The organism is Saliniradius amylolyticus (assembly GCF_003143555.1).
GTDB classification, from domain to species: Bacteria; Pseudomonadota; Gammaproteobacteria; order Enterobacterales; family Alteromonadaceae; genus Saliniradius; species Saliniradius amylolyticus.
Map to the genome: position 1 here is coordinate 429,318 of NZ_CP029347.1, position 26,516 is coordinate 455,833.

General features: G+C 51.8%; 25 protein-coding genes. 17 read left to right on the forward strand and 8 right to left on the reverse strand.

The window, feature by feature from the left end:
* Window positions 1–23: 23 nt before the first annotated feature.
* The 7 genes from HMF8227_RS02210 to HMF8227_RS02240 form a co-directional block, all read right to left on the reverse strand.
* Complete coding sequence (locus HMF8227_RS02210) at window positions 24–2,048, reverse strand: methyl-accepting chemotaxis protein (protein ID WP_109338618.1); 2,025 nt, start codon at window positions 2,046–2,048, stop codon at window positions 24–26.
* A gap of 133 nt (window positions 2,049–2,181) precedes the next feature.
* On the reverse strand, window positions 2,182–2,997 hold the full coding sequence (locus HMF8227_RS02215; RefSeq protein WP_109338619.1) for a symmetrical bis(5'-nucleosyl)-tetraphosphatase: 816 nt from the start codon (window positions 2,995–2,997) through the stop codon (window positions 2,182–2,184).
* Between the two features lie 2 nt (window positions 2,998–2,999).
* On the reverse strand, window positions 3,000–3,377 hold the full coding sequence (gene apaG / locus HMF8227_RS02220; protein ID WP_420820547.1) for a Co2+/Mg2+ efflux protein ApaG: 378 nt from the start codon (window positions 3,375–3,377) through the stop codon (window positions 3,000–3,002).
* Window positions 3,377–4,177, reverse strand: a complete 801-nt coding sequence (gene rsmA, locus HMF8227_RS02225) for a 16S rRNA (adenine(1518)-N(6)/adenine(1519)-N(6))-dimethyltransferase RsmA (protein WP_109338621.1) — start codon at window positions 4,175–4,177, stop codon at window positions 3,377–3,379. The genes apaG and rsmA overlap by 1 nt, the downstream gene beginning before the upstream one ends.
* Window positions 4,174–5,154, reverse strand: a complete 981-nt coding sequence (gene pdxA / locus HMF8227_RS02230; protein ID WP_109338622.1) for a 4-hydroxythreonine-4-phosphate dehydrogenase PdxA — start codon at window positions 5,152–5,154, stop codon at window positions 4,174–4,176. The genes rsmA and pdxA overlap by 4 nt, the downstream gene beginning before the upstream one ends.
* Before the next feature lie 3 nt (window positions 5,155–5,157).
* A complete protein-coding gene (surA, locus tag HMF8227_RS02235) occupies window positions 5,158–6,438 on the reverse strand; it encodes a peptidylprolyl isomerase SurA (protein ID WP_109340985.1) in 1,281 nt (426 codons plus the stop codon).
* Between the two features lie 11 nt (window positions 6,439–6,449).
* The gene (locus HMF8227_RS02240; protein WP_109338623.1) at window positions 6,450–8,663 is read right to left on the reverse strand and encodes an LPS-assembly protein LptD; all 2,214 of its coding nucleotides are present in this window, start codon (window positions 8,661–8,663) and stop codon (window positions 6,450–6,452) included.
* A gap of 224 nt (window positions 8,664–8,887) precedes the next feature.
* On the opposite strand from HMF8227_RS02240, the gene djlA reads away from it, so the two are divergent.
* Window positions 8,888–9,724, forward strand: coding sequence for a co-chaperone DjlA (gene djlA / locus HMF8227_RS02245; protein WP_109338624.1), 837 nt, complete (start codon window positions 8,888–8,890; stop codon window positions 9,722–9,724).
* A 3-nt stretch (window positions 9,725–9,727) separates the two neighbouring features.
* On the opposite strand, the gene HMF8227_RS02250 is transcribed toward djlA, so the two are convergent.
* Window positions 9,728–10,321 carry a peptidylprolyl isomerase gene (locus HMF8227_RS02250; RefSeq protein WP_109338625.1) on the reverse strand — a complete coding sequence of 198 codons (594 nt, stop codon included), beginning with the start codon at window positions 10,319–10,321 and terminating at the stop codon, window positions 9,728–9,730.
* Between the two features lie 73 nt (window positions 10,322–10,394).
* Here HMF8227_RS02250 and HMF8227_RS02255 point away from each other — a divergent pair, with 73 nt between their 5' ends.
* The 16 genes from HMF8227_RS02255 (at window position 10,395) to HMF8227_RS02330 (ending at window position 26,406) form a co-directional block, all read left to right on the forward strand.
* On the forward strand, window positions 10,395–11,000 hold the full coding sequence (locus tag HMF8227_RS02255) for an alpha-ketoglutarate-dependent dioxygenase AlkB family protein (RefSeq protein ID WP_109338626.1): 606 nt from the start codon (window positions 10,395–10,397) through the stop codon (window positions 10,998–11,000).
* Window positions 11,001–11,136: 136 nt separating this feature from the next.
* Complete coding sequence (locus tag HMF8227_RS02260) at window positions 11,137–11,457, forward strand: BolA/IbaG family iron-sulfur metabolism protein (RefSeq protein WP_109338627.1); 321 nt, start codon at window positions 11,137–11,139, stop codon at window positions 11,455–11,457.
* A 266-nt stretch (window positions 11,458–11,723) separates the two neighbouring features.
* The gene (locus HMF8227_RS02265) at window positions 11,724–12,251 is read left to right on the forward strand and encodes a TRAP transporter small permease subunit (RefSeq protein ID WP_109338628.1); all 528 of its coding nucleotides are present in this window, start codon (window positions 11,724–11,726) and stop codon (window positions 12,249–12,251) included.
* A complete protein-coding gene (locus tag HMF8227_RS02270; RefSeq protein ID WP_109338629.1) occupies window positions 12,251–13,624 on the forward strand; it encodes a TRAP transporter large permease in 1,374 nt (457 codons plus the stop codon). The genes HMF8227_RS02265 and HMF8227_RS02270 overlap by 1 nt, the downstream gene beginning before the upstream one ends.
* A 19-nt stretch (window positions 13,625–13,643) precedes the next feature.
* On the forward strand, window positions 13,644–14,738 hold the full coding sequence (locus tag HMF8227_RS02275; RefSeq protein ID WP_109338630.1) for a TRAP transporter substrate-binding protein DctP: 1,095 nt from the start codon (window positions 13,644–13,646) through the stop codon (window positions 14,736–14,738).
* Between the two features lie 72 nt (window positions 14,739–14,810).
* Window positions 14,811–15,980 (forward strand): enoyl-ACP reductase FabV, encoded by a 1,170-nt coding sequence (gene fabV, locus HMF8227_RS02280; RefSeq protein WP_109338631.1) that lies wholly within the window; start codon window positions 14,811–14,813, stop codon window positions 15,978–15,980.
* A gap of 361 nt (window positions 15,981–16,341) precedes the next feature.
* The gene (locus HMF8227_RS02285; protein ID WP_109338632.1) at window positions 16,342–17,682 is read left to right on the forward strand and encodes a Na(+)-translocating NADH-quinone reductase subunit A; all 1,341 of its coding nucleotides are present in this window, start codon (window positions 16,342–16,344) and stop codon (window positions 17,680–17,682) included.
* A gap of 3 nt (window positions 17,683–17,685) precedes the next feature.
* Complete coding sequence (locus tag HMF8227_RS02290) at window positions 17,686–18,897, forward strand: NADH:ubiquinone reductase (Na(+)-transporting) subunit B (protein WP_109338633.1); 1,212 nt, start codon at window positions 17,686–17,688, stop codon at window positions 18,895–18,897.
* Window positions 18,887–19,645: a Na(+)-translocating NADH-quinone reductase subunit C gene (locus HMF8227_RS02295; RefSeq protein ID WP_109338634.1), complete on the forward strand. Its 759-nt coding sequence runs from the start codon at window positions 18,887–18,889 to the stop codon at window positions 19,643–19,645. The genes HMF8227_RS02290 and HMF8227_RS02295 overlap by 11 nt, the downstream gene beginning before the upstream one ends.
* 12 nt (window positions 19,646–19,657) lie before the next feature.
* On the forward strand, window positions 19,658–20,290 hold the full coding sequence (locus HMF8227_RS02300) for an NADH:ubiquinone reductase (Na(+)-transporting) subunit D (protein ID WP_109338635.1): 633 nt from the start codon (window positions 19,658–19,660) through the stop codon (window positions 20,288–20,290).
* A gap of 3 nt (window positions 20,291–20,293) precedes the next feature.
* The gene (gene nqrE, locus HMF8227_RS02305; RefSeq protein ID WP_109338636.1) at window positions 20,294–20,902 is read left to right on the forward strand and encodes an NADH:ubiquinone reductase (Na(+)-transporting) subunit E; all 609 of its coding nucleotides are present in this window, start codon (window positions 20,294–20,296) and stop codon (window positions 20,900–20,902) included.
* 23 nt (window positions 20,903–20,925) lie between these two features.
* Window positions 20,926–22,158, forward strand: a complete 1,233-nt coding sequence (gene nqrF, locus HMF8227_RS02310; RefSeq protein ID WP_109338637.1) for an NADH:ubiquinone reductase (Na(+)-transporting) subunit F — start codon at window positions 20,926–20,928, stop codon at window positions 22,156–22,158.
* A gap of 205 nt (window positions 22,159–22,363) precedes the next feature.
* Window positions 22,364–23,371 (forward strand): FAD:protein FMN transferase, encoded by a 1,008-nt coding sequence (locus HMF8227_RS02315; RefSeq protein ID WP_109338638.1) that lies wholly within the window; start codon window positions 22,364–22,366, stop codon window positions 23,369–23,371.
* Window positions 23,372–23,383: 12 nt separating this feature from the next.
* Window positions 23,384–23,617 (forward strand): (Na+)-NQR maturation NqrM, encoded by a 234-nt coding sequence (gene nqrM / locus HMF8227_RS02320; protein WP_109338639.1) that lies wholly within the window; start codon window positions 23,384–23,386, stop codon window positions 23,615–23,617.
* Between the two features lie 94 nt (window positions 23,618–23,711).
* Window positions 23,712–24,770 carry a DNA polymerase IV gene (gene dinB, locus HMF8227_RS02325; protein ID WP_109338640.1) on the forward strand — a complete coding sequence of 353 codons (1,059 nt, stop codon included), beginning with the start codon at window positions 23,712–23,714 and terminating at the stop codon, window positions 24,768–24,770.
* A gap of 76 nt (window positions 24,771–24,846) precedes the next feature.
* Window positions 24,847–26,406 carry a M17 family metallopeptidase gene (locus tag HMF8227_RS02330; protein ID WP_109338641.1) on the forward strand — a complete coding sequence of 520 codons (1,560 nt, stop codon included), beginning with the start codon at window positions 24,847–24,849 and terminating at the stop codon, window positions 26,404–26,406.
* The last annotated feature ends 110 nt before the right edge of the window (window positions 26,407–26,516 follow it).

Sequence of the window (26,516 nt, forward strand, 5' to 3'; positions counted from 1 at the left end):
CTTTTTTGTGCCTGCTATTTTGCTTACACTTTGAACTGCTTAATAGACTCTTGCAGTTCATCCGCCAGCTTGGCCACTTCATGGCTTGAGTCAGAGGTCTGCTCGGCGCCTGTTGCGGTTTGCTCAGCGATAGATACAACGTTTTCCAATCGCTCTGAGATTTCCTGAGACACCGTGTACTGTTCCCGCGCGGACTGCTCAATTTGCGAGCTCACATCATGTGCCTTATGCACCGCGTTGGTAATGAGATCCAGCGCTTCGGTGGCCTGCTCGGTTTTCTCAACACAGGCTTCGGTTTGAGATTTGCCTTGTTCCATTGCGTTCACGGCTTTCTCGGCACCGGCCTGTAGCATCTCGATCATGGAGTGGATTTCCTGAGTCGACTCCTGAGTTCGGCTGGCCAGGGTTCTGACTTCATCAGCAACCACCGCAAAGCCGCGACCCTGTTCGCCCGCCCTGGCAGCTTCAATAGCGGCGTTCAGGGCTAACAGATTGGTTTGATCGGCCACACCTCGGATTACATCCAGTATTCCGCCAATGCTGGCACTGTCTTGATGCAGCTTATTAATCACATCAGAGGCTTCCTGGACGTCTTTAGCCAGCACCAGGATGGTATCTTTGTTTTCGTTAGAAATCTGCTTAACACGCTGGGCTTCTTTATCTGCATGGCGAATTTCACTCAGGGTGTCTTCGGCATTCTGGGTCACCGTCTGCGAGGTGCTGTTCATCTCTGTAGTCGCTGTAGCGACCTGTGCCACCAGGGACTTCTGTTCCTGAATGGACTTGGTGGTTTGGGCGGTGACTGCAGAGGTTTCTTCAGAAGCGGCCGCTAATTGGCTGGCCCGTGAAGAAATTCCCGAAATCAGCTCTTTAAGGCTATTAATCAGGTTATTACAGTTTCTGGCCAACTCACCAAACTCATCCTGAGAGGAGTCATCCAACCGCTTGGTCAGATCACCGGACGATACGACATGCAGCATCTCGTTGACGCGGTTCAGAGGAATGGTGATTGCCCGGATGCTGAATATTGCAATCACAGCCGCTGCGGCTGCTGAGATAACCATGATGATGATCGTACTGGTGTTACCCGTGGTAACGGCGCTGGCAACGTTTTGCTTCGCTTCGGTGGTGATGTTATTCGCATCGGTTAACAGTTGATCGAGCTGCTTAACAGCTTGTTCAATATTGGCTTCCGATTCGGAGAGGGCATTAACCGCCTGGTTTTGGTGGTTAAGACGTTCAACATGGCGACGGATAAGGCCTGAAGAACCGGTTACGCCTTCTTCGACCCGGTCGACCATATCCATAATTTCAACCAGCATATCATTATCACTCTGACTGCCTGCCGCAGAACGCATACTATTGGCCGTCTCTCTGACGGTCTCCATACGCAGCTTAAACTCATTCCCTATGGTTTCAGCACGCGTTAACGTTTCAGTTTTCAGGTAGTTGGATGCCACGGTAATCAGAGCTACTAACTCGGCTTCTAAATCCATGCCCACCATCGCAGCGTCTGCTAGGGGGCCATCGCCCCGCGCTGCGTCCATATCGGAGAAGTCGAGCAGCATCATGGTGGTGTCATCAATGGTTATTTCCACATCCTCTAACTGGCTCTGCAGGCTGGCGGCCAGTTCCAGGTCAGCAATCCGGCTATCAAACATGGACTGCACGTTATCACTGTACCGGCCGTACGCTCTTTCGACCTCGGCAACTTCTTCTTTAAGTGTCGGCTCACTAGTAACGGTTTGCTTAAGATTGCCCAGAACCGAGTTGAACTCATTTTTAGATTCCTGGTAATGACCTAAGCGTTCCTCAAGAGCTGAAACGGTCTTTTCGTGGAAAGCGGTGATGGCGATACGGCCCATATCGACAAAGGTAACCTTGAGGTTTGAGCTGCCCTGTAAGGTGGGGACGGCCAATTGGTTTACTTGCTCTATTTCACTGTCCACACTGTTGAGATTGATCAGCGATGTAATACTGATAATAAATAGCAACAGGGTGATGATGGCAAAGCCACCAATAACTCGCATGGCTACTGTTAATTTCATAGTCTTCCCCGAAAAACAATCATTGCCGGTTCATTGTCACAAATTTATAACTTAGGATCACTAAAAAACAATGCCTTAGTGATAGGGTGGTGGCATTTTTGCAACCATCAGACAGGCTATCGACCAGTTCGGGCTAACCTTTAAGATGAGGGACCCGAGTGCACTGACCAGTGTCCAAATCCAATGCTGTCATACTCCCTCCCCAAATATAGCCGCTATCCAATCCAATAACATGCTCGTTTTGGGTTTTGCACTCCAATGCGGCCCAATGGCCGAAAATCACCCTTTGGCCCGGTTTAAGGCTAAATTCAGGGTGTTTGAACCAGGGATAAAGCTCTTTAGGTGCCTGGGCGGTCGAGGTTTTCGTCTTCAGCTCCAGGGCGCCGTCGGCGGTAACGTAGCGCATTCGAGTCAGAGCATTAATGATAAAGCGATTGCGTTGCTTTGTCGGTAAGTCATCGGACCAGACTCTGGGCTCATCTCCGTACATATGAGAGAGCACCGCTTGCCAACCCTGTGATCGAAGCTGTTGACTAACAAAAGTAGCCTGATCCAGGGCATGCTCAATGCTCCAGTGCGGGTATAAGCCTGCGTGAGTCATCAGAGTGTTCGAGACCGGAGCCAGGGCAAGCGGACAATGGCGTAGCCAGTGAACATATTCATCCCGGTGTCTGCTCTCAAGCAATGGCTCAAAGCCATTACTGGGCTTATTCTTTGCAAGCTCGAGGTGTACGGCTAAAAAATGCAGGTCATGGTTACCCAACACCGTTTGAAAGCTATCGCCTAAAGACAAAAGGTAGTCCAACGTTTCCTTTGCCTCTGCACCGCGGCCAATCAAGTCGCCGACCGCATACAAGCTGTCCCGTTCGGGACTGAACTGACACTTATCCAGTAAGCGACGTAGCCCGGAGTAACAGCCTTGAATATCGCCAACCACATAGCGAGCCATAACTAATTAACCTGTTTGGGATCGGCCAGGGTAAATACCGGGATGTGGGCCTGAAATGTCTCGCCAGACGCCGTTTGCATATCATAGTGGCCTTGCATGGTACCGACCGGGGTTTCCAACATGGCGCCGCTGGTGTACTCGTAGCTCTCCCCGGGGGCAATCTGGGGTTGCTGACCCACTACGCCAGAGCCCGCCACCTCTTTATGGGTGCCATTGCCATCGGTGATCAACCAATACCGGTTAATGAGTTGTACCGTCTGTTCGCCCTCGTTGGTAATCCTAATGTGGTAGGCAAAGGCAAACTGGTCTTGTTCAGGGTCCGAGCTTTTGGGAAGATATTGAACCTCGGCGGTGATATGAATGGACTCAGGGGGCAAAATTACTCCTCAACGTGAATCAGATTAGCCAAACGCGCGAAGTCTTCCAACGATAGGACTTCGGCACGACTCTCCGGTTTAATGCCAACGGAGGCGATCTGGTCAGCGGATAAACTGTTCTTCAGGCTGTTTCTAATGGTTTTCCGGCGCTGGTTAAAGGCCTGAGTGCAGATACTGGCCAATGTGCTTTCATTGTTTACCTGAACCGGTTTATTGGTATGGGGAATCAGGCGCACAATGGCCGAGTCCACCTTTGGCGGTGGATTAAATGCCGCCGGGGGAACCTCGAGGACCGATTCCACCTGGCAATAATACTGAGCCATGACGGAAAGCCGTCCGTAGTTTTTATTGCCTGGACTGGCAGCCAGCCGTTTAACCACTTCTTTTTGCAACATGAAATGCATATCCTCAATGCACTCGGACTGAGCGAAGAGGTGAAACATCAGGGGCGTAGAGATGTTATAGGGCAGGTTGCCAAATACTCGTAGCTTACCGTTTTCAGGGCAAAGCTGGTGAAAGTCATACTTAAGGGCATCCTGCTCGACGATCGTCAGTTTATCAGCCATGAAGGGGTGGTGGCGCAAGCGCTTGGCCAGATCCCGGTCAAGTTCCACCACGGTAAGGTGATCCACCTGTTCACACACCGGTTCTGTTAGTGCGCCGAGGCCTGGGCCAATTTCAACCAGTGCCTGCCCCTTTTGTGGGGAGATAGCATCCACGATGCGCTGTATTACCAGGGCGTCATGAAGAAAGTTTTGGCCAAAGCGCTTACGGGCAGTGTGGCCCAAATGCTGACGACTCATTGTTGCACCTCTGCCATTTCAATGGCCTTATTCAGCGCGATGGAAAAACTGCCGGTGTCGGCCTGTCCGGTGCCGGCCAAGTCTAACGCGGTGCCGTGATCCACTGAGGTGCGGATAAAGGGCAGCCCCAGAGTAATATTAACGGCGGCACCGAAGCCTTTATATTTCAGTACTGGCAGGCCCTGGTCGTGGTACATGGCTAGAATGGCGTCGGCTTGCTCGAGATACTTGGGCTGAAAAATAGTGTCGGCAGGCAGTGGTCCGGTAAGGTTCAGGCCCTGCTGTCGCAGTTCATCCAGGGCCGGTTCTATGATATCGATCTCCTCACTCCCCAAGTGGCCTCCCTCACCCGCGTGGGGATTGAGTCCACATACATAGATCTTGGGGTTGTCGATACCAAACTTAGTTTTTAGGTCCTCGTGAACAATAGTGAGTACTCTGTTTAACCGTTCGCGGGTAATCGCTTTGGCCACGTACGCCAGGGGAATGTGAGTGGTCGCAAGAACCACTCGTAGTCCTTCGGTGGCGAGCATCATAACCACATCGGAGATGTTGCTTTGCTGTGCAAAAAACTCGGTGTGGCCGCTAAAAGAGATGCCTGCCTCGTTAATGATTCCTTTATGAACCGGACCGGTCACTACGGCATCAAATTCGCCACTGAGATTTTTCTTGCAGGCCTGCTCTAAAGTTTGCACCACATAGTGTCCGTTGCCGGCGTCCAGCTTTCCGGCTGTCACCGGACTAGAGCCGCTAATGGGGTGTATATACAGCTGCCCCGGCCTTGCAGGTTGCCTCTGTTCGGACTTGTAGGGGAGCAGTTCAAGTGGCAAGCCTAATTGGCTGGCCCGCGCTTGCAGCATCGCAGGGTCAGCAAAAGCCACCAATTGAGCGCGCCACTGTTGCTGAATCAGTTGGATCAGCAAGTCGGGGCCAACGCCGGCGGGTTCCCCCGGCGTTACCGCAATACGAACGGTCATGGTTTACTCCACCACCTCTATGTATGCCTGGTCGCGCATTTCTCGCATCCAGCTGTCGGCTTCCTCAGCAAAGCGGCGTTTGAACAGGAGCTGATAGGCTTTGTTTTGACGGCGCTCCTCGGTGGCATCGCTGATACGGCGATCCTGGAGCTGAATGAGATGCCAGCCATGTGTGGAACGAACCGGTTGGCTGTACTGGTCTTTCTCGAGTCTGGCCAGCGCCTGACGGAACTCGGGGACGTAGTTCTCGGGGTCGGCCCAGCCCAGCTCTCCGCCTTTGAGCGCAGAGCCAGGATCCTCTGAGTGTTCTTTGGCCAGTTCTGCGAAGTCTGCCTCACCAGCGATGAGCTGTTCACGGAAGTCTTTCATCATAGTGCGAATTTTTTCTTCGCTCAGGATGACCGAGGGTTTCATTAAAATATGACGGGCCTTAACTTCCTCTACTTCAACGGTTTCCAGTCCCCGGGTGTCCTGGATTTTCAAAATGTGAAAGCCGGCACCGCTGCGAATCGGACCGATGAGTTCGCCTTTATCTTTGCCTTGCACCGCTTCTGCAAACAGGGTGGGCATGGCGTTGATGTTCAGCCAACCCATATCACCGCCTTCCAGAGCTTTAGAGCCAGAGGAGGACGCGATGGCGATTTTGGCAAAATCAGAACCCTGACTGAGCAGATCCAGTACTTTAGCCGCTCGGTCACGCGCGCTTTCAATATCTTCATCGGACGGTTCCGGTGGGAATCCGATCAGAATATGCCCCAAACGATATTCGGCTTGCTGCTGACCTTGTTCTTTCATTAACTCCACCAGGTTCTGGACTTCCTGCGGGGTGATATAGACCCGGCGGCGCACATTCGCACGTCTGACTTCGCCCATGATTAACTGGCGGCGCACCTGCTCGCGGTATTCGTCATAGCTTAAGCCATCTTTTGCCACTTGGCCGCGCAATTGCGCCAGTGTCATGCCTTGTTCTGCGGCGATATTAGCGATGGTCTGGTCAAGTTGAGGGTCGCTGATTTGCATCCCCATGCGGTCAGCCATCTGCATTTGCAGATTCTCCATAATCAGGCGTTCGGTGACCTGAGTACGTAAAGCCCGCTCGGAAGGAAGATCCTGACCTGAGGCCAGAGCCTCTTGCTTGACTTGTTGTAGTCGGCTCTGGATTTCACTTTCCAGTATCACGCCTTGATCGACGATAACCGCGACCTTATCCAGTTCTTTTGGTTGACTGTGAGCTGTGCTCAGCCACAGTGCGAGAAACGATAATAAGACAACTTTTAATTTCATATCCAACTTCATTATTGATTGACAAAATAAGGCTGTCTGTAACCAAACAAGCCTTCGTCGAGCAATGAGCGGGCCGAGTCACTGCTGCCCATTCCCTTAAATTCAAATTGTAACGAGATGCCTGACTCGAATTCATTGGTGTTCTGATGTCCCAACGCATCAAACCGGTTGCTCAAGTAGCGTTGCGCAACCAAGCGTATTGACCAGCAACAGGAATCGTATTGTAGGCCAGTGTAGGTCTCGATGGAACGGTGCTGTGTTAAATCATGATACCAGCGTGCTACCCACTGCCAGCGCTTGGCTAAAGGCCAGGCAACGGTAAAACCTGCCTGTTCGATTTCCTCATTACCGATGTTTTCGACATACCGGTAAGTCGCTTGCAATAACTTACTGGCGGAGGGCTGATAATTCAGGCTCATGGAGCTTCGTTCCATTGCTTGGTCTTCCGCACCCAACTGAAGCTCAGTTTGCAGGCTCCAATGGTTGTTGATGCGCCAGTCCAATTCCCCCGCCAGAGCTGAGCGGTCACTGTTCTGCTGAGCATTTCCCATCTCGGGTGTTTGCAGGTAAAAGATTTGACCAATACTGGCTCGCAATAACTCTGACTCCGATTCATCCATCAGTCGCGAAGTCAAACCTACCGTAAGGTGATTGGCGTCGCTGATTCGGTCCAGACCCGCAAAGCTCTGGCCTCGGAACAGGCCATCATAATCGTTTAACAAGCGGTTGGTATCGTAAAGACCGATTTCTGACTGATCCTCATAGCTGGTATACAGATATTGCATCTTGGGTTCCAGAGTCTGAGTCAGGGACTGACCGGAAAAGTTCAATGTCCGCTCAAAGTTTATGGCACCGTATAGTCTGGCTTTACCCAAAGTACGGCTGGTATTTTTCGCCAGAGTGGAATCGGCGGCTACATCCTGGTGATAGCGGGTATGTAACACACTGACCTCGCCAAGCAGCTCGCCCCATTCGTTGGATAGGGGTAATGATAAAGTTGGCGCTATGTGAAATCGGCTTGCGGCGTGTTTGCCTGGGTCCGGGCTATCGAAATACGCTAATTCAGAGTGCAGCCCAAAGTGGGCGACAGAACCAAAAGGAACCTGATAGTTGAGCTTGATTTCGGGAAGTGTCCGATAACTCTCCGGGTGATCGCCGATGATTTCAAAGTCTCGTAACTGCATGTTCAGGCTAAGTGTTTCGGAAAAATAGTCTAGTTTGAGAGTCTGATAAAGGTGAGTGTCAGCACGGCTATAAAAGTCTGACCCCAGATCCACAATGTAGTTATCGTCGCTGATGTCATTGATATCGGCGCTGAACAACCAGTTCTCTGAGAGTTGGCTTAAATGAGAGAGCCGGTAAGCGTAACGGGCTTCATTCAGCTCAAAACGACGGTCATTGTCCAGGTATTCAAGATTGAGCTGTCCTTGGTGCTTCCTGGATAGGTAACGAAATTCGGTCTTAAGCTGCACTCCCCGGTCGGTCATGACCCGGGGGCTTAGGGTTAGATCCATATTGGGAGCAATATTCCAATAATAGGGTTGTTCGTAACTCAGACCGACACGATCGGAACTGGTAAACTTGGGAAATAACAGACCAGACTGGCGGCGGTCGGTGACCGGAAAACTAAAGTACGGCAGATATAACACGGGCACATCGGCGATATACAAGCGGGTGTGTTTGGCTTCCCCCCAAATCTTGCCTGGCGACAATTCCAGACTGCCTGCTTTCAGAGCCCAGTCTTCCTGGCCTGCCGGACAAGTGGTGAAGGTCACATCATCAAGTACGATACCTTCGCGCTGATTGATGCCGATGGAACCAGCAGCTCCGCGCCCGGGGTAGGCGGACAGACGATATTGGGTTTGACGAAGGTTTAACCTGCCGGAGTCTGCATCAAGGAAAAGGTCATCACTGGTGACCTCGATCTGGCGATCCCGGTAGCGAATATCGCCGGTGGCTCCAAGGAACTGCTCCCGCTTGTTGTAAGTCGCTTGTTGGGCGTGGATCTGCGCATCGCGGCTCTGTATGTCCACATTACCACTAAAAAATGCCAGAGTATCCTGGTTAATCTGAGCCTTATCGGCGGTAACCACAATATTGGGGTTATCTCCTGCCAGGAGCTCTGGTTCGGATACTGGGGGCACCGGGCATAAAGGGGCCTCGGCTGCGTGAGACAAACAGCTGGTTAAGAGCAGCAGGGGCACTAGATAACGGAACAGACTCATAAATGGATGCGCACTGAGAATAATACGTATGAACGGCAACTTAGCTTAAATTAGCAGGCAATTTTAAAGCTTTCGTCTGGTTTTACCAGCGATGACACAAAAAACTCAGGCTTTGTTGTTTCTAACGTACCACAGTGCGATGAACAGGAGCTGGTTTCCTCGCGGGCAAGCTTTGGTATAGTGGCGTCACTACCGTGCAATGCGAAGATTTAGGAAGGACAACAATGCCCTTTTGGGGAAAACTGCTTGGCACTCTGTTTGGCTTTATGTTCGGACGCATCCCTGGTGCCATTCTTGGGTTTATCGTCGGTCATCTTTTTGATCGGGGCTACAGTCAGGATTTTAATCAAATGGGGGGACTGGGTCGCTTTTTTGGTCAAAGCGACGATTATCAGCGCCAGGCAATTTTTTTCCATGCACTGTTTTCTGCCATGGGGCATGTCGCCAAAGCCGATGGTAGGGTGACCCGCGAAGAAATCGACATTGCTTCTGGATTGATGAAGCAGATGGGGCTCGCCGGAGATACTTTAAAAGAAGCGCAACAGGCCTTTCGAGAGGGTAAAGCCGCAGATTTTCCGCTAATCGATACCCTAAATGAATTCAAACAGTCGTGCTTTTCGCGCCGCGATGTATTACAGGTGTTTTTAGAAATCCTAATCCAGGCAGCGTACGCCGATGGTCGCCTGGATTCCGCTGAGCAGAGAGTGCTGGAGAAGATTGCTCAGACTCTTGGCTTTAAACGCCATGAGTTTTCCTACCTGCTATCGGTTTATGAGGCCGAGCAACGGTTTCGTTCCCGGCAGCGCGGCGACGGTCAGCGGCGGCAACGTCAACAGCGCAGCAGTTCGGACAAACAGAGTTTGAATGATGCGTATCAGATCCTGGGGGTAAAGCCCAGCGATGATATGGCCACCATTAAGAAGGCTTACCGCAAGCTGATGAGCGAACACCACCCAGATAAACTCATCGCCAAAGGCCTGCCGAAACAGGCCATTGAGCTATCGAAAAACAAGGCTCAGGATATACAGGCCGCCTATGAGATGATCAAGCAACAGCGCTAGGCATTAGAATTGCTGAGGGAGCAGAGTGGCCTTTTCGATCACCAGAGGCTCTTTCGGCACATCGGTCCAACCGAGTTCAGGGGCGGTATGAGTTTCAACATCCGCCATCTTATCCAAGACTTCAGTGCCTTCCACCACTCGGCCAAAAACGGCATAGCCCCATTTGCGGCCCGGATCCAGGCTTGGATTGTCGTTCATGTTAAAGTAAAACTGGCGGTTAGCGGTATGCGGGTCTTTCTCGCGCGCCATGGCAATGGTGTACATTTCGTTTTTGTTGCCACTGCCGGATTCGTTGAAGATAGTGCGAATCGTGGGCTTGGCGTTGTAGTCTTTATCATAGCCGCCGCCCTGAACCACGAAGTCTTTCACAACTCGGTGAAAAATGGTGCCCTTGTAGCTTCCCCGGGTTACATACAACAGGAAATTGTTGGTAGTGATGGGTGTTTTGATCCTGTCCAGCTCTACAACGATATTCCCCATATTGGTTTCGATTTTCACCCGGGGGAAAATATCCGCGGGCTGGATTTCAGAGCCATCGCCGATGGCATAGGCGGAGCTGACAAGCAGCCAGCACAGGGCGGTTAATAGGATTCTCATAGTACCTCTGGGCGTATCACTGAACTAAAAATGGTAAGATACGGATATATGTACGGATCGCAAGCCAAAGCCAATGCAAGCATCACTGTTCGGCCCTGAGCCTGTAGAATTGCCCGACGCCACGTTGGATTATTTTCCCGAGGCCTATGATCGGGCACAAGCCGATGAACTATTGGCTCAGCTAATGACTCAGTTGCACTGGCGACAAGACAGAATCTGTCTGTATGGTAAGAAAGTGAATATTCCCCGGCTGCAGGCTTGGTATGGGGATTCAAGCGCGAACTACCGCTATTCGGGACTGACGATGCAGCCCAGACCCTGGTTGCCGGTACTGGAGGCGATCAAGCTGCGCTGCGAGAGGTTGGCTGACTGCAGATTTAACAGTGTCCTGGCTAATTTATATCGGGATGGTAACGACGCTATGGGCTGGCACAGTGATGATGAGCCTGAGCTGGGTAGTCGTCCTGTGATTGCGTCGGTCAGTTTCGGTGCTGAGCGTGGCTTTGATCTTCGACACAAGAAAACCGGCCAGAAGGTCCGTTTGCCACTGGCTCACGGGAGTGTGTTAATCATGCGTGGTGATACTCAGAAGTGCTGGCAGCACGGTATGGCGCGAACCAAGAAGATAACCAGCCCCAGAGTCAATCTCACCTTCCGTTGGATTCATTCGGTAGAATAATTGGCTTGGGATCGGTGACAAAAAATTATATGGCAGCAACTCAATGAGTTACTCTCGAGTCAGTAAAATACGGTGTAGCTTCGGCAAATAGGCATCTACATTTAGTAATTCCAGAGACGTGATACAAGGGGACACTATGCATATTCAGTCTGTAATTGAAGACAAGCTGAGCGAGCACTTTTCGCCAGAACACTTGGAGGTGCTTAATGAGAGCCATCAGCACAATGTCGCTGCAGGTTCTGAGACTCATTTCAAAGTAGTGTTGGTGTCTCCCAAATTTCATGGTGAGCGACTGATCAACCGCCATCGGGCGGTGAACAAGGTTCTAAGAGAGGAGTTGGCCAATCATATTCATGCTTTGGCGCTGCACACCTACACTGACTCAGAGTGGCATGGCTTGTATGGTGAAACACCGGATTCTCCGCGTTGTCTTGGCGGTGAGCGTCAAGCCTCGTGAATACTGAATAAGGCGTTCAGTAAACAGGCCCCTTCCGCCAGGGGTCGTCGTCAGGAAGCGGTAGATGAGCGTTCAGTTAAGGCGGCGCATCCAGCGCGGATTCAGGTTTTGTGGACCTTAAAATGACCGTCGTTAACGCGTAATCCAATGACCTCCAGAACCGATAACTGACAGCTATCTTTAGCGTTACTTCTGCCGGTTGTTATTCCAATCTCGTTAGTTTTTTGTTAAAAGCGGTGCATCAATAAATAACAATAACTAACCCCATGTCCGAAAACACCCCGAAGTTCTGTGTGTTTATCGATCTCTTGCATCGGCGTCTCTGCCAACTCATCAGTTGGTTTACCCTTTTGATGGTGATCATTGTCTTTGTGGTGGTGGTGCTGCGTTACGGCTTTAATCTTGGATGGATTGCCCTTCAAGAAAGCGCCATGTATCTCCATGCGGCGGTGTTTATGTTAGGCGCAGCTTATACGCTGCAGGTGGATGAGCATGTCAGGGTTGATATCCTATATCGGCGCATGTCCCACAAAGGTAAGGCTTGGGTCGATCTGTTCGGCAGCATATTGCTGTTATTGCCAGTAACGGGATTTATCTTCTGGGCCAGCCTGGACTATGTGGCCAGCTCTTGGCAATTACTGGAGACCTCGCAGGAAGCTGGAGGCCTCCCTTTGGTGTTTGTGCTCAAGTCCTTGCTGCCCTTATTTGCACTCACCCTGTTATTGCAGGGGGTTGCGATTGCTACCCGGCAGGGCATAGGACTGCGTCTGACATACCGCGAGGAGGCAAGTTAATGGAAATCCTCGCTCTGGTTCTTTTTGTCTTGGTGTGCGTTGTATTAATGCTGGGGTTCCCGGTGGCGTTTTCCCTGGCCGGCACGGCGTTGCTGTTTGCCGGTGTCTGCTCCCTGTTCGGCGCTTTTGAGCTCAGTTACCTGCAGGCTCTGCCAAATCGCCTATACGGTATCATGACCAATCAAACCTTACTGGCGGTGCCGCTGTTTGTATTTATGGGGGTAATGCTGGAGAAATCCAGGCTCGCAGAGCAGCTCTTGCAGGCTATGGCTCAGGTGTTTGGCCGCTACAAAGCCGGGCTTGCGGTGTCCGTTATTCTGGTGGGCATGTTAATGGCTGCCAGTACCGGTATTGTGGGAGCGACTGTGGTGACCATGGGGTTACTATCCCTGCCTACGATGCTCAAGCGCGGCTATCATCCGGCGTTGGCCGCTGGCAGTATCTGCGCCACCGGTACCTTAGGTCAGATCATTCCACCGTCCATTGCGTTGGTTCTTTTGGGAGATGTGCTCTCCAGCGCCTATCAGCAAGCCCAGATTGATATGGGGATTTTCTCCCCCGAGTCAGTGTCGGTAGGGGACCTCTTTGTAGGGGCAATAGTACCGGGACTGATACTAGTGGGGATGTACCTGATCTATGTGCTGGGCGTCGGGCTATATAGGCCATCTCAGATCGAGCAGTCCGATGAGGAACAACCGCAGCCATTGTCACTGACGCTCTTATTACAGGCGCTATTCCCGCCTCTGGCCTTAATGGTGGTGGTGCTGGGCTCCATTCTTGCAGGTCTTGCCACGCCTACAGAAGCGGCCGCGGTGGGGGCTGTGGGCGCACTGCTGTTAGCAGTAAGTCAGCGCCAACTTAGTATGAAGACCTTAAAAGAAGTGATGATGAACACCACCAAGATCACCAGTATGGTGTTTTTGATCCTCATCGGAGCCTCTGTTTTCTCGCTCGTATTTCGTGGCCTGGGCGGTGAGGTGCTGATCGAAGACTTTCTTACGGGCCTGCCTGGTGGCGTCTTCACCGCGATGCTGGTGGTGATGCTGGTGATTTTCCTGCTCGGCTTTATTCTGGATTTTATCGAAATCACCTTTGTGGTGGTGCCTATCATTGGGCCTGTGCTCCTGGCTATGGGAATCGACCCCATCTGGTTAGGCATTATGATCGCGGTCAATCTGCAAACTTCTTTCTTAACGCCACCTTTTGGTTTTGCCCTGTTTTATCTGCGTGGGGTGGCCCCGGCTAGTGTCCCCACCTCACAGATGTATTTGGGCGTGATTCCCTTTATTCTGATTCAGTTACTCTTGCTGGCCATGTTGGCAATCTGGCCGGAACTGGTTACCTGGCTGCCGGAAACGCTTTACGACCAATAGCTCATTTTAAGGACTCATTATGAAACTGCTCTCCTGTTTGTTATTTATCATGCTGTTGTTATCCGGTTGTGGTGACAAGCCCCAGCCCGCTGGTTCGGCCGAACCAGCCCCACCGGCGAAAACTTATAGCTGGAAATTAGTGACCTCCTGGCCGAAGAATTTTCCCGGCCTGGGACGGGCCCCCGAGACTTTTGCCCGTTATGTGAAGGAAATGTCCGGTGGGCGGCTGAATATCAAGGTCTATGGCGCGGGGGAACTGGTGCCTGGCTTTGAGGTGTTCGATGCGGTTTCCAGAGGCACTGCTGAAATGGGTCACGCAGGCAGTTATTATTGGAAAGGGAAGATGCCTGCGGCACAGATCTTCACGACCATTCCTTTTGGTATGAACGCGACCGAGATGAATGCTTGGATCCACTATGGCGGTGGTCAGGAGTTGTGGCGTGAGTTATACAAGCCCTTCGGTGTGATCCCTTTTGCAGGTGGCAATACTGGCGTACAGATGGCCGGTTGGTTTCAAAAGGAAATCAACAGCGTTGACGACCTGAAAGGCCTGAAAATGCGCATTCCCGGCTTAGGGGGCGAGGTGTTTGAAAAGCTCGGCGGGGTGCCGGTTTCACTGACCGGGGGCGAAATATTCACGTCACTGCAAACCGGTGCTATTGATGCCACCGAGTGGGTCGGCCCCTACAATGACCTGGCGTTTGGTTTCCATAAAGCGGCGCAGTATTACTATTACTCTGGCTGGCACGAGCCGGGTGCCATGCTGGAGTTTACCGTTAATGAGAAGGCTTATAACAGGTTGCCTGAGGATTTGCAGGCCATTATCCGTGTCGCCACACGAGCCGTAAACCAGGACATGCTGGACGAATACACTGCCCGTAATCAGTCGGCCATGACCCAGCTAGTTAAACAGCACGGGGTTGATATGCGGCCACTGCCCGACGAAGTGATGCGGGCATTGAAACAGGCGTCGACCGAAGTTATGCAGGAGCAGTCCAAACAGGACCCCATGTTTAACAAGGTGTACCAGTCATATTCCGCGTTTCAGCAGCAGGTCAGTGACTATCACAAATTTTCAGAGATGGAATATTACCTCAACCGGGCTGGACGATAGCTCTCTGCTCCGAGTTGTTTCCTGATAAGGGACAACTACAATAGGCGCAAATTTTAACGAGGAAAAATGGCAATGGTTATAAAGCCAAAGGTTCGCGGATTCATTTGTACTAACGCCCATCCAGAGGGGTGTGCCGAAAATGTTCGCCGTCAGATCGGCTATGTACAGCAGCAGGATCACCCCGGCGAGGGACCAAAGAATGTTTTGGTGATCGGTTGCTCTACTGGTTATGGGCTGGCTTCCCGCATCGTATCGGCGTTCGGTTATAACGCCAAAACCCTGGGTGTGTGTTTTGAAAAAGCGCCGTCCGAGCGCAAGACGGGAACGGCCGGCTGGTATAACACAGCGGCATTCCACGACGAGGCGCAAAAAGCCGGTAAATATGCACATACCATCAATGGGGATGCGTTCTCTAATGAGATCAAGCAGGAAACTATTGAGGCTATCAAGGCGGATTTGGGACAGGTGGATTTGGTGATCTACAGCCTGGCGTCGCCGCGTCGGACTGATCCAAATAGCGGGGAGACATACAAGTCCACGTTAAAACCAGTAGGACAGGCTTACACCACCAAGACCTATGACACGGATAAAGACAAGATCCATGAAGTCACACTGGATCCTGCCAACGATGAAGAGATCGCTAATACGGTCAAGGTCATGGGCGGGGAAGACTGGGAAATGTGGATCGACGCTCTGGATAAGGCCGGAGTTCTGGCGGATAACTGTAAAACCACTGCCTATACCTATATCGGCAAGGAACTGACCTGGCCCATCTATGGTAATGCCACTATTGGTAAAGCTAAGGAAGATTTGGACCGGGCGGCGTCGGCCATCAGTCAAAATCCCAAGGTACAGGCTTATGTGTCTTCCCTGAAGGCCCTGGTAACTCAGGCCAGTTCGGCCATTCCCGTCATGCCGCTTTATATCTCCTTGATTTATAAAGTCATGAAAGAAGAAGGGACCCATGAAGGTTGCATTGAGCAGATCGACGGTTTGTTCCGTGAAAAGCTGCTGGTGGACAGTCCGGATACCGATGATACCAACCGTTTGCGCATGGATGGTAAGGAAACTAACGACGCGACTCAGGCCAAAATTAAGGCCTTGTGGGATCAGGTGACCCAAGACAACTTCCATGAGTTGTCTGACTATGCCGGTTATCACAGCGAGTTTCTGCACTTGTTCGGTTTCGATTTTGATAACGTGGATTACGACGCCGATATATCTCCTTTGAGAGACTGGTAACGTGCTCTATTATTCGCGCCGCCTTTGGGCGGCGCTTTTGTTTCAGCCCCCTCTTGCGGGCCAGGTGTAATCAAAATGTTAAAAACGCTGGGTTCGCCTGTTCCTTTCCCTGTTGGGCAAGAAAACCTAAGTTAAATCATAATTGACGTAGCGAAGATGGGCCGCTTGATGCTAAAATACCGGGTTTATAAGTGGGTCCATAAAATCTCGCGACCCCTTTTCTAAAAAGTAGAAATTGCAGGTGCTTGTTGCTGGATATCAGAGCAGGTGGAGTTCGTTTGAATACTCATCAGCATGGACAGATGTGCGCTGTGCGTGTCCATGCTGATGAGTATTCAGTAAATAAGTAGTGCAATTGCGTATGATAAAAATCACCAAAGGGTTGGACCTCCCCATTGAGGGAGCGCCACAACAACAAATCCAGGATGGTGCCCGGGTTTCCCGAGTTGCCATACTTGGTGAAGAGTATGTCGGTATGCGCCCCACCATGCATGTGCGTGAGGGGGACGGTGTCAAGAAAGGCCAGGTGCTTTTTGAAGACAAGAAAAATCCGGGAGTGAAGTTCACTGCCCCGGCGGCCGGCGTGGTAAAAGAAGTCAATCGTGGTCACAAACGTGTGCTGCAATCGGTCGTGATCGAAATGCAGGGCGAAGACTACGAAACTTTCCATCAGGTGGATGCCAAAGACATTCCCTCCCTGGAAAGAGACACCATCGAGAAGACGCTGGTAGACTCCGGTCTTTGGACGGCTTTCCGTACCCGTCCTTTCAGCCGCAGTCCTGAAATCGGCTCTGAGCCCAAGGCCATCTTCGTTAACGCTATGGATACCAATCCATTAGCGGCCGATCCTGAAGTGATCATCGGCGAGCGCAAGGAGGACTTTGTGAATGGCCTGGCCATTATCCGCAAGCTGACTCAGGGTAAGCTGTATGTCACCAAGGCTGCCGGTGCCGATATCCCGGTGGGCGAGGCGGATGTCAGTGTTAATGAGTTTGCCGGTCCTCATCCGGCTGGCTTGGTGGGTACCCACATCCACTTTCTGGACTCCGCGGGTGCCGACAAGATCGTCTGGCACATCGGCTACCAAGATGTGATGGCCATCGGCGCCACCTTGACCTCGGGCCAGTTGGATAATCGTCGTGTGGTTTCTTTGGCTGGTCCTGTGGTGAAAAAACCTCGTCTGGTACGCACTGTCTTGGGTGCCTGCACCGAGGAGCTGACTGAGGGGGAACTGACCACGGGCGACAGCCGTGTCGTATCCGGTTCAGTGCTCTGCGGAACTCACGCTTCTGGTGTACACGGTTATCTGGGCCGCTTCCATGCCCAGCTTTCAGTGCTTAAAGAAGGCTATGAGAAAGAGCTGTTTGGCTGGTTACGCCCTGGCTCTGATAAGCACTCCATCACCCGTGCTTACTTAGGCCATCTGAATCCTAAGCGTCTGTTTAATATGACCACGACTACCAATGGTTCCAGCCGTTCCATGGTGCCCATCGGCAATTATGAGCGCATTATGCCGTTGGATATCTTACCGACTCTATTACTGCGCGACTTGATCGCCGGTGATACGGACAGTGCTCAGACACTAGGTTGTCTGGAGCTGGATGAGGAAGATCTGGGACTGTGTTCCTATGTCTGCCCCGGTAAGTATAACTATGGACCAATCCTGAGAGATTGCCTCAACACTATCGAGAAAGAGGGCTGATCCATGAGCTTAAAGAATTATTTAGAAAAAATTGAGCCGAATTTCGAACCCGGCGGAAAACACGAGAAGTGGTACGCCCTCTATGAAGCGGTAGCTACCATCTTTTATACGCCCGGTAAGGTTAACCAGAATACTACCCACGTTCGTGACAGCATCGACCTGAAGCGCATCATGATCATGGTGTGGATGGCGACTTTCCCGGCCATGTTCTACGGCATGTACAATGTGGGTGCTCAAGCGCACGAAGCTATCATGACCGGTGCCGGCACCTTGCCCGACATGTGGCAGGCTGCCTTGTTTACCGCCCTGGGCGGCGAACTGGGCACTGAGGCAACCTCAGGCTGGGCCATGTTTGGCTACGGCGCATGCTTCTTCCTGCCAATTTATGCGGTGACCTTCATCGTCGGCGGTTTCTGGGAAGTGCTGTTTGCGTCGGTGCGTAAGCACGAAGTCAACGAGGGGTTCTTCGTGACCTCGGTATTATTTGCGCTGATTCTGCCGGCCACAATTCCACTATGGCAGGTGGCACTGGGCATCAGTTTTGGTGTGGTGATTGCTAAGGAAGTCTTTGGCGGGACCGGCCGTAATTTCTTAAACCCAGCCCTATCTGGTCGTGCTTTCCTGTACTTCGCCTATCCGGCACAAATCTCCGGCGATCAAATCTGGACGGCTGTAGACGGATTTTCCGGTGCGACAGCATTGGGCAAGGCGGCTCTGGGTCAAATCAACGATTGGAGCCTGAATCAGGCCTGGTGGGATGCCTTCTTCGGTAATATCCAGGGGTCTGTTGGTGAGGTTTCCACCCTGATGCTGCTGATCGGCGGTGTCTTTATCATGTATATGCGTATCGCCTCATGGCGTATCGTACTCGGCACCTTTTTGGGTATGGCAGCTTTCGCTACCTTATTGAACCTGATTGGCAGCGAGACCAACCCGATGTTTGCCATGCCATGGTACTGGCATTTAGTAACCGGTGGCTTTGCGTTCGGTATGTTGTTTATGGCAACCGATCCGGTTTCAGCGTCCTTTACCAACCAGGGTAAATGGGCCTACGGCATTTTGATTGGATTTATGTGTGTAATGATCCGTGTGCTTAACCCCGCCTTCCCGGAAGGCATGATGTTAGCCATCCTGTTTGCTAACTTGTGGGCGCCACTGTTCGATTACTTCGTAGCACAGAAAAATATCAAGCGGAGGATGGCACGTGTCAGCTAAAAAAGAATCTCTCGGCAGAACCGTCGGCATCGTTGTTGCCGTCTGCCTGGTATGTTCAATTGTGGTCTCGAGTGCAGCGGTAGGCCTGCGCTCGCTGCAGCAAACCAACGCCAAATTGGACCGCCAGAGTAATATCCTGGAAGCGGCTGGTCTGTTAGAGCAAGCCGGCGGCGATATTGCAGCAACCTACAACGAGTTTATCGAAGAGCGCTTTGTCGACCTGTCCAGCGGACAGTTTACCGAAGCACCGAAGCCAGACTACGACATGTACAAGGCAGCCGATAATCCTGAACTCAGCAAACAGGTTGAGAACAGTAATGTTGGCTTTAAGCGTCGTGCTACCGTAGCGCCGGTTTACCTGGTGCGTGATGAGCAAGGCGATGTCAGCCGCATCATCCTGCCTGTTCACGGCAGTGGCCTGTGGGATCTGATGTACGCCTTCCTGGCTGTAGACAGCGACGGTAATACCACCCGTGAGCTGATCTACTACGATCAGGCAGAGACCCCAGGGTTGGGCGGTGAAGTGTTAAACCCAAGCTGGAAGGCCAAGTGGGACGGTAAGAAACTGTATAAAGACGGCGAGGTGGCGATTAAAGTCACTAAGAGTGCGTCTGACAGCAACCCTTACACCGTTGACGCGCTATCAGGAGCGACTTTAACCAGTAACGGCGTACAGAACCAGGTGCAATACTGGGTAAGCGATGCTGGTTTTGGTCCCTTCCTGGATAAGCAGCCCTGGAAGTCCTAAGGAGGCAAGCAAATGGCTAATGCAAAAGAAATGAAAAAGGCGTTGTTTGGTCCGATTCTGGACAACAACCCAATTGCGCTGCAAGTGTTGGGGATCTGCTCTGCACTGGCTATCACAACTAAGTTAGAGACCGCGCTGGTTATGTCGTTGGCGCTGACCTCAGTGGTCGCGTTCTCTAACCTGTTTATCTCTATGATTCGTAATCACATTCCTTCGAGCGTGCGTATCATCATTCAGATGACCATTATCGCCTCTCTGGTAATTGTGGTGGACCAGATCCTGAAAGCATACTCCTACGAGGTGTCCAAGCAGCTTTCGGTGTTCGTTGGTCTTATCATTACTAACTGTATCGTTATGGGCCGTGCTGAAGCCTATGCGATGAAAAACCCTCCTATGATGAGCCTGTTAGACGGCATTGGGAACGGCTTGGGTTATTCCTTTATTCTGATCGTTATCGGTACCATTAAGGAGCTGTTCGGCTTCGGAACACTGCTTGGATTTGAAGTTCTGCCACTGGTGCAAAACGGTGGCTGGTACCAAGGCAATGGTCTGTTAATTCTGCCATTCAGTTCGTTCTTCCTGATCGCCGGGATGATCTGGTTTATCCGGACTATTCGCCCTGAGCAAGTGGAGCCTAAGGAGTAATTTATGGAACATTATATTAATATCTTTGTTCGCTCGGTATTTATCGAGAATATGGCTCTGTCCCTGTTCCTGGGGATGTGTACCTTCCTGGCGGTGTCCAAGAAAGTCAAGACGGCGATGGGTCTGGGTGCTGCAGTGATTGTGGTGCTGGGCATCTCTGTACCGGTAAATCAGATTATCTACACCAATATTCTGGCACCCGGTGCGCTGGCCTGGGCTGGCTTTCCTGAGGCGGATTTGAGCTTCCTGAACTTCCTGACCTTTATCGGCGTAATTGCTGCGTTGGTACAGATTTTGGAAATGAGTCTGGATAAGTTCTTCCCGGCGCTCTACAACGCTCTTGGGATCTTCTTGCCACTGATTACCGTAAACTGTGCCATCTTTGGTGGCGTGGCATTTGCGGTGCAGCGTGAGTACAACCTGTCCGAGAGCATTGTCTACGGTGTGGGTAGTGGTCTTGGCTGGGCCATCGCCATTACTCTGCTGGCAGCGGTGCGCGAGAAGCTGAAGTATGCCGATATGCCCGATGGTATTCGGGGACTGGGGTCGGTGTTTATGATTTCCGGTCTGATGGCCCTGGGCTTTCAGTCTTTTACCGGCGTTTCTTTGTAACAGACCGCACATAGGAGTAAGTAATGAATCAGATTGAGATTTACCTTGGTGTGGGTATGTTTATTGCCATTGTACTGGCACTGGTATTCATCATTATGTTTGCCAAGTCTAAGCTGGTACCCAGTGGTGAAGTGACTATCACTATCAACGACGATCCGGAAAAGGCGATCACCACAGAGCCGGGCGGTAAGCTGCTTGGGGCATTGGCTGACGCGGGGATCTTTGTTTCTTCTGCTTGTGGTGGCGGTGGCTCTTGTGGTCAGTGCCGGGTGGATGTGAAAGACGGTGGCGGTGAAATCCTGCCAACCGAGCTGGATCACATCACTAAGAAAGAAGCCCGTGAGGGCTGCCGTCTGTCTTGTCAGGTAGCGGTGAAGCAGGATATGAAGATCGAGCTGGATGAAGAGATCTTCGGTGTTAAGCAGTGGGATTGTGAAGTCATTTCCAATGATAACAAAGCCACTTTCATCAAAGAGCTGGTACTTAAGATTCCAGAAGGTGAGGACGTGCCTTTCCGCGCTGGTGGTTATATTCAGATTGAGGCGCCACCGCATCATGTTAAGTACAAAGATTTTGATATTCCGGACGAGTACAAGGGTGACTGGGATCGCTTTGGATTCTTCGACATTGAGTCCAAAGTAGACGAAGAAACCATTCGCGCCTATTCCATGGCCAACTATCCGGAAGAGAAAGGCATTATTATGCTGAACGTCCGGATCGCGACGCCTCCACCGAATAACCTCAGCCTGCCAGCCGGTAAGATGTCCTCTTACATCTGGAGCCTGAAGGAAGGTGACAAGGTAACCATTTCCGGTCCGTTCGGTGAGTTCTTCGCCAAGGATACCGATGCCGAGATGGTGTTTGTCGGCGGTGGTGCCGGTATGGCGCCAATGCGCTCACACATCTTCGATCAGCTGCGTCGAATCAAGACCGATCGTAAGATGACCTTCTGGTACGGTGCACGTTCACTGCGAGAAATGTTCTATGAAGAGGATTTCAATGAACTGCAGGAAGAGAACGACAACTTCGAGTGGCATGTGGCCTTGTCCGACCCTCAGCCAGAAGATAACTGGGAAGGGGATACCGGCTTTATCCACAATGTCTTGTATGAGCGCTATCTGAAGGACCATCCGGCGCCGGAAGACTGTGAGTTCTATATGTGTGGTCCACCGATGATGAATGCCGCAGTCATCAACCTGCTGCATGATCTGGGTGTGGAAGATGAAAACATCATGCTGGACGACTTCGGCGGTTAGACTTCGTCTTGAGGCTTAATACGGCGTTGCCGTCGCCTTTGACCCCGGTCACTTACTTTTGGGTAAGCTCCCGGGGCTCAAGACCTCGGCGGCCTTGTCTAAAGCCTCAATACTTTGTCTAAGTCGATATTCGGTTATCGAGAACATATATAAAAAGGGGCCTTTGGGCCCTTTTTTTGTAACCAAATTAAGGGAGTGTTTGTCTATGCTTGCCATTCGTTGTTGGCTGGTCATTATTCTGTTGGCACTGGTGACTGCCTGTGCCAAGCCTCAGCCTGAACTGGAGAGCCTGCAAGGCCGAACTATGGGCACCACGTATACGGTTAAGTTCGTCAATTCGGCAGGATTGGATGCCGCCACCCTTCAACAGGATATCGATCAGGCTTTGGTGGAGGTGAATCGTCAGATGTCCACCTATGATCCCGACTCTGAGTTATCCCAGTTTAATCGTATGCAAGCCGCTCAGGCTTTTGCTTTTTCCTCTGGCGCCATGATGGTCCTTGAGGAGGCTAAGCGTTTGGGCAAGCTCACCGGCGGTGTGCTGGATGTGACCGTAGGGCCCTTAGTAAACCTCTGGGGTTTTGGTCCTAACGGGCGTCCTGAGCAGGTACCGACCCAGCAGGACATTGAACGTGTTCGACAGCGCACGGGCTTAGATCTTTTGGAGCTGGAATCGAATCAGGCCATCAAGCGCCATCCCGAGCTTTATGTGGATCTTTCCACTATTGCCAAAGGCTATGGCGTGGATGTGGTTGCCGAGCTTCTGGAGCGGCGCGACATTTATAATTATCTGGTGGAAATCGGCGGCGAGATGAGATTGTCTGGTCACAAGCACCATCAGCAACCCTGGCGGGTCGCAATCGAGAAGCCGGTTTCCGAAGAGCGTGCGGTGGCTCAGATTATCTCGGTAGGGGATAATGCTGTGGCCACGTCCGGCGATTATCGGAATTACTATGAGCAGGATGGCGTTCGCTACTCCCATATTATCGACCCGCTCACGGCTCGCCCGATTCAGCATAACCTGGTATCGGTGACAGTGGTACACCCCTCGGCGATGACTGCCGATGGGCTGGCAACGGCGATCAATGTGATGGGGCTGGAAAGAGGACTTGCCTTTGCCCGTGAACAAAATTTACCCGTGTTCCTCATTAGTAAAGAAAAAGGCGGCTATACCAGTTATAATACCGCCGAATTCAAGCCTTATTTGCAGTAAGAAGGTGTTATTGTGACGACGTTTTTCCTGGCATTTGGTTTTTTCCTGCTGGTGGTATTGGCAATGGCCGTTGGTTATATCGTGCAGCAAAAAACCATCTCGGGCAGTTGTGGCGGTCTTGGTGCCCTTGGCATCGAAAAAGCCTGTGATTGTCCGGAGCCCTGTGACAGAAAGAAAGCACGGATGGAAAAAGAAGAAGCAAGGAATGAAAAACTGGCTGAATGGAAGCGCAACCAAATCCTCTGATGCTCCTATGATAGCGCGGCCAGTCGCCGCCTATCCTTGATTACTCCCCCTTTTTGTGCAGAATAAACTGTATATAAATACAGTTTGCTGGCCTGTGCGTAAAATTATTCACATTGATATGGACTGCTTCTTCGCCGCAGTGGAGATGCGTGATCATCCCGAGTGGCGAGACATTCCCATTGCTATTGGTGGTAGTGCCGATCGCCGAGGGGTTATTGCCACCTGCAATTATCCCGCACGGGAGTATGGAGTGCGCAGTGCCATGGCTACGGCCTATGCACTCAGGCTATGTCCCCAGCTGCTACTGGTGCCCGGACGAATGGAATTGTACCGGCAGGTATCTGCGCAAATACGCCAGATTTTCAGTCGTTATACCGATCTTATTGAGCCCTTATCCCTGGATGAGGCTTACCTGGATGTGACACATTGTTTGGCTTTTAATGGTAGCGCGACCCTGATTGCACAGGATATACGTGCGGCCATTTACCGCGAAACCGGGCTAACGGCTTCCGCCGGCGTAGCGCCTTGTAAGTTTGTTGCCAAAATCGCCAGTGACGAAAACAAGCCCGACGGCATCCGCGTGGTCACACCGGAACAGTTGGATGACTATGTGCGCCAGCTGCCTTTAGAACTCATACCCGGCGTAGGTAAAGTGACCGCCGAGAAGCTGGCTAAACTGGGGTTGCTAAGTTGCGAGGATGTACGCCAAAGCAATGAGAGCCAAATGGTTGAGATACTCGGCAAGTTTGGCAAGGCTTTGTGGCAACGAGCACATAGCATCGATGAGCGACCGGTGAGCAACGAGCGGCAACGTAAATCCGTTGGAGCCGAAGTCACCCTACCTCAGGATATATACACTCGGGCTGAGTGCTGGCAGGTTATCGAGCGGCTGTATGATAAGCTCGAAGCACGGCTTAAAGCGTATCAGCCCGATTTGCACATTTACGGTCAGGGCCTGAAGCTCAAGTTTGATGACTTTCGCCAGACTACTGTCGAACACCGGCAGCTGCGATTGTCTCGTGCTTATTTTGGACAGCTTCTGGACGAAGGATTGAGCCGACAACAGCATCGGGGCATTCGTTTGGTGGGTATGCATGTTACCCTGCCAACCGAACCGAACTCACCCCAACTGGCGTTACCGCTGGAAAGTTGAGATTTTCCTGCCTAAGCGACTACAGTTGATACAAAGCTAAAATAATAACCAATACTAACGATAGAAGTGAGGCACTATGGCTTTCCCCAAACCTTTTAGAGTCACCAATCTGAACAAGGCGCTTGAGCCCGATGGTGACTGGGATGCGGTGATCTTTATCGCGCCCAATTATGACCATATCGATAATTTGCAAATCAAAGAAAACATCGACGCCCACCACCGAATTGACAGCCGTGTAGGCCAGGAGCCTTTACTGCTCATCTCCAGTGATATTGCCGGAGGGCGTTTAATATACTCGCCCACTGGCCCCCTGGAGCGGGATTATGATGACGTGCGCCGTTTCGGAGATGCCGCCAAAGCAGCCGCTAAGATCGCGCTTGATGCTGGCGCGCGCCATCCTGTGATGGTGCTTTCAGGAGTGCCCGATAACGAAGACTATGCCCACGCCATTGAAGTCGCTTACTTAAACTTCTGTCAGGCGCTGTGGCAGCCATTAGAAGCCCGCGAAGCCCTTACTGAGGAAAAGCTTGAGCCCATCGCCGAAGTTGGCATCTATGCCCCGGATCAGACCGACCTGGACTGGCTGGCTGGGGTGGAATCCGGTCGTCGCGTGGCTCGGGATTTATGTGGTACCGAGCCGGAGCGAATGTCACCACCGGGCTTTGCCGCATACTGTGAACAGACCTTTAAAAACTCCGAGGTGGCCTGTACCGTAATCAGCGATGATGATGTGCTGCGCAAGAATTACCCCTTACTGCACGCCGTCGCGCGGGCGTCTACTCATGTACCTCGTCATCAGCCCAGAGTGGTCAGGCTGGAGTACACCGGCGAGGGCGAGATCCAACAGACGCTATTTATTGTGGGTAAGGGAATTGTTTATGACACCGGCGGCGCCGATCTGAAAACTGACGGTCATATGGCGGGGATGAGCCGGGATAAAGGGGGCGCTGCAGCGGCGGCCGGGTTTATGAAAATACTGGCGGAGCTCAAGCCTAAAGGCATTAAAGTGGTGGCCGCTCTAGGCGTAGTGCGCAACAGCATTGGCTCTGACGCCTTTGTCGCCGATGAGATTATCACAGCTCATTCTGGGGTGAGAGTGCGTATTGGTAATACCGACGCTGAAGGTCGTCTGGTAATGGCTGACCTACTCTCAGAGCTTCGTGAAGAGGCTCAGCAGGCGGTATCGCCGACCCTGTTCACCATCGCGACTCTGACAGGCCATGTTGTGAAATGCTACGGGCAATACACCGCTTGCGTGGAAAATGGCCCGGCTAGGTCACTGCATCTGGGCGATAAACTGGTGGAGCAGGCCGACCAATGGGGTGACCCGGCGGAAGTGACTCGCTCTCGTCGTGAAGACTATGAGTTTATCAAGGGGCGCACACAGGCCGACGACGTATTGTCCAGTAATAACGCCTCATCGGCGGCAACCTCCAGAGGGCACCAGTTCCCGATGGCATTTTTGGACGTGGCCTCGGGTCTGGCAAAAAATGGTAGCGACAGCGACAAGCCATTACCTTATATGCATCTGGATATTGCTGGTAGTGCCATTGATGGGCCGGATATCCAGCACAATCACCCCTCAGGTGCGCCTGTAGTAGCACTGGCAGCGCGTTATCTAAGGTCGGTAGATTAGACCGTTTTTAACAGGCCTTGCGGGGATGGATGGCCGCAAGGTCCTCGTGACACAGGGTAGCGCCCTGATGGTGTTGTTTCAGACTGATCCAATCCTGTTCCTCCTTGCTA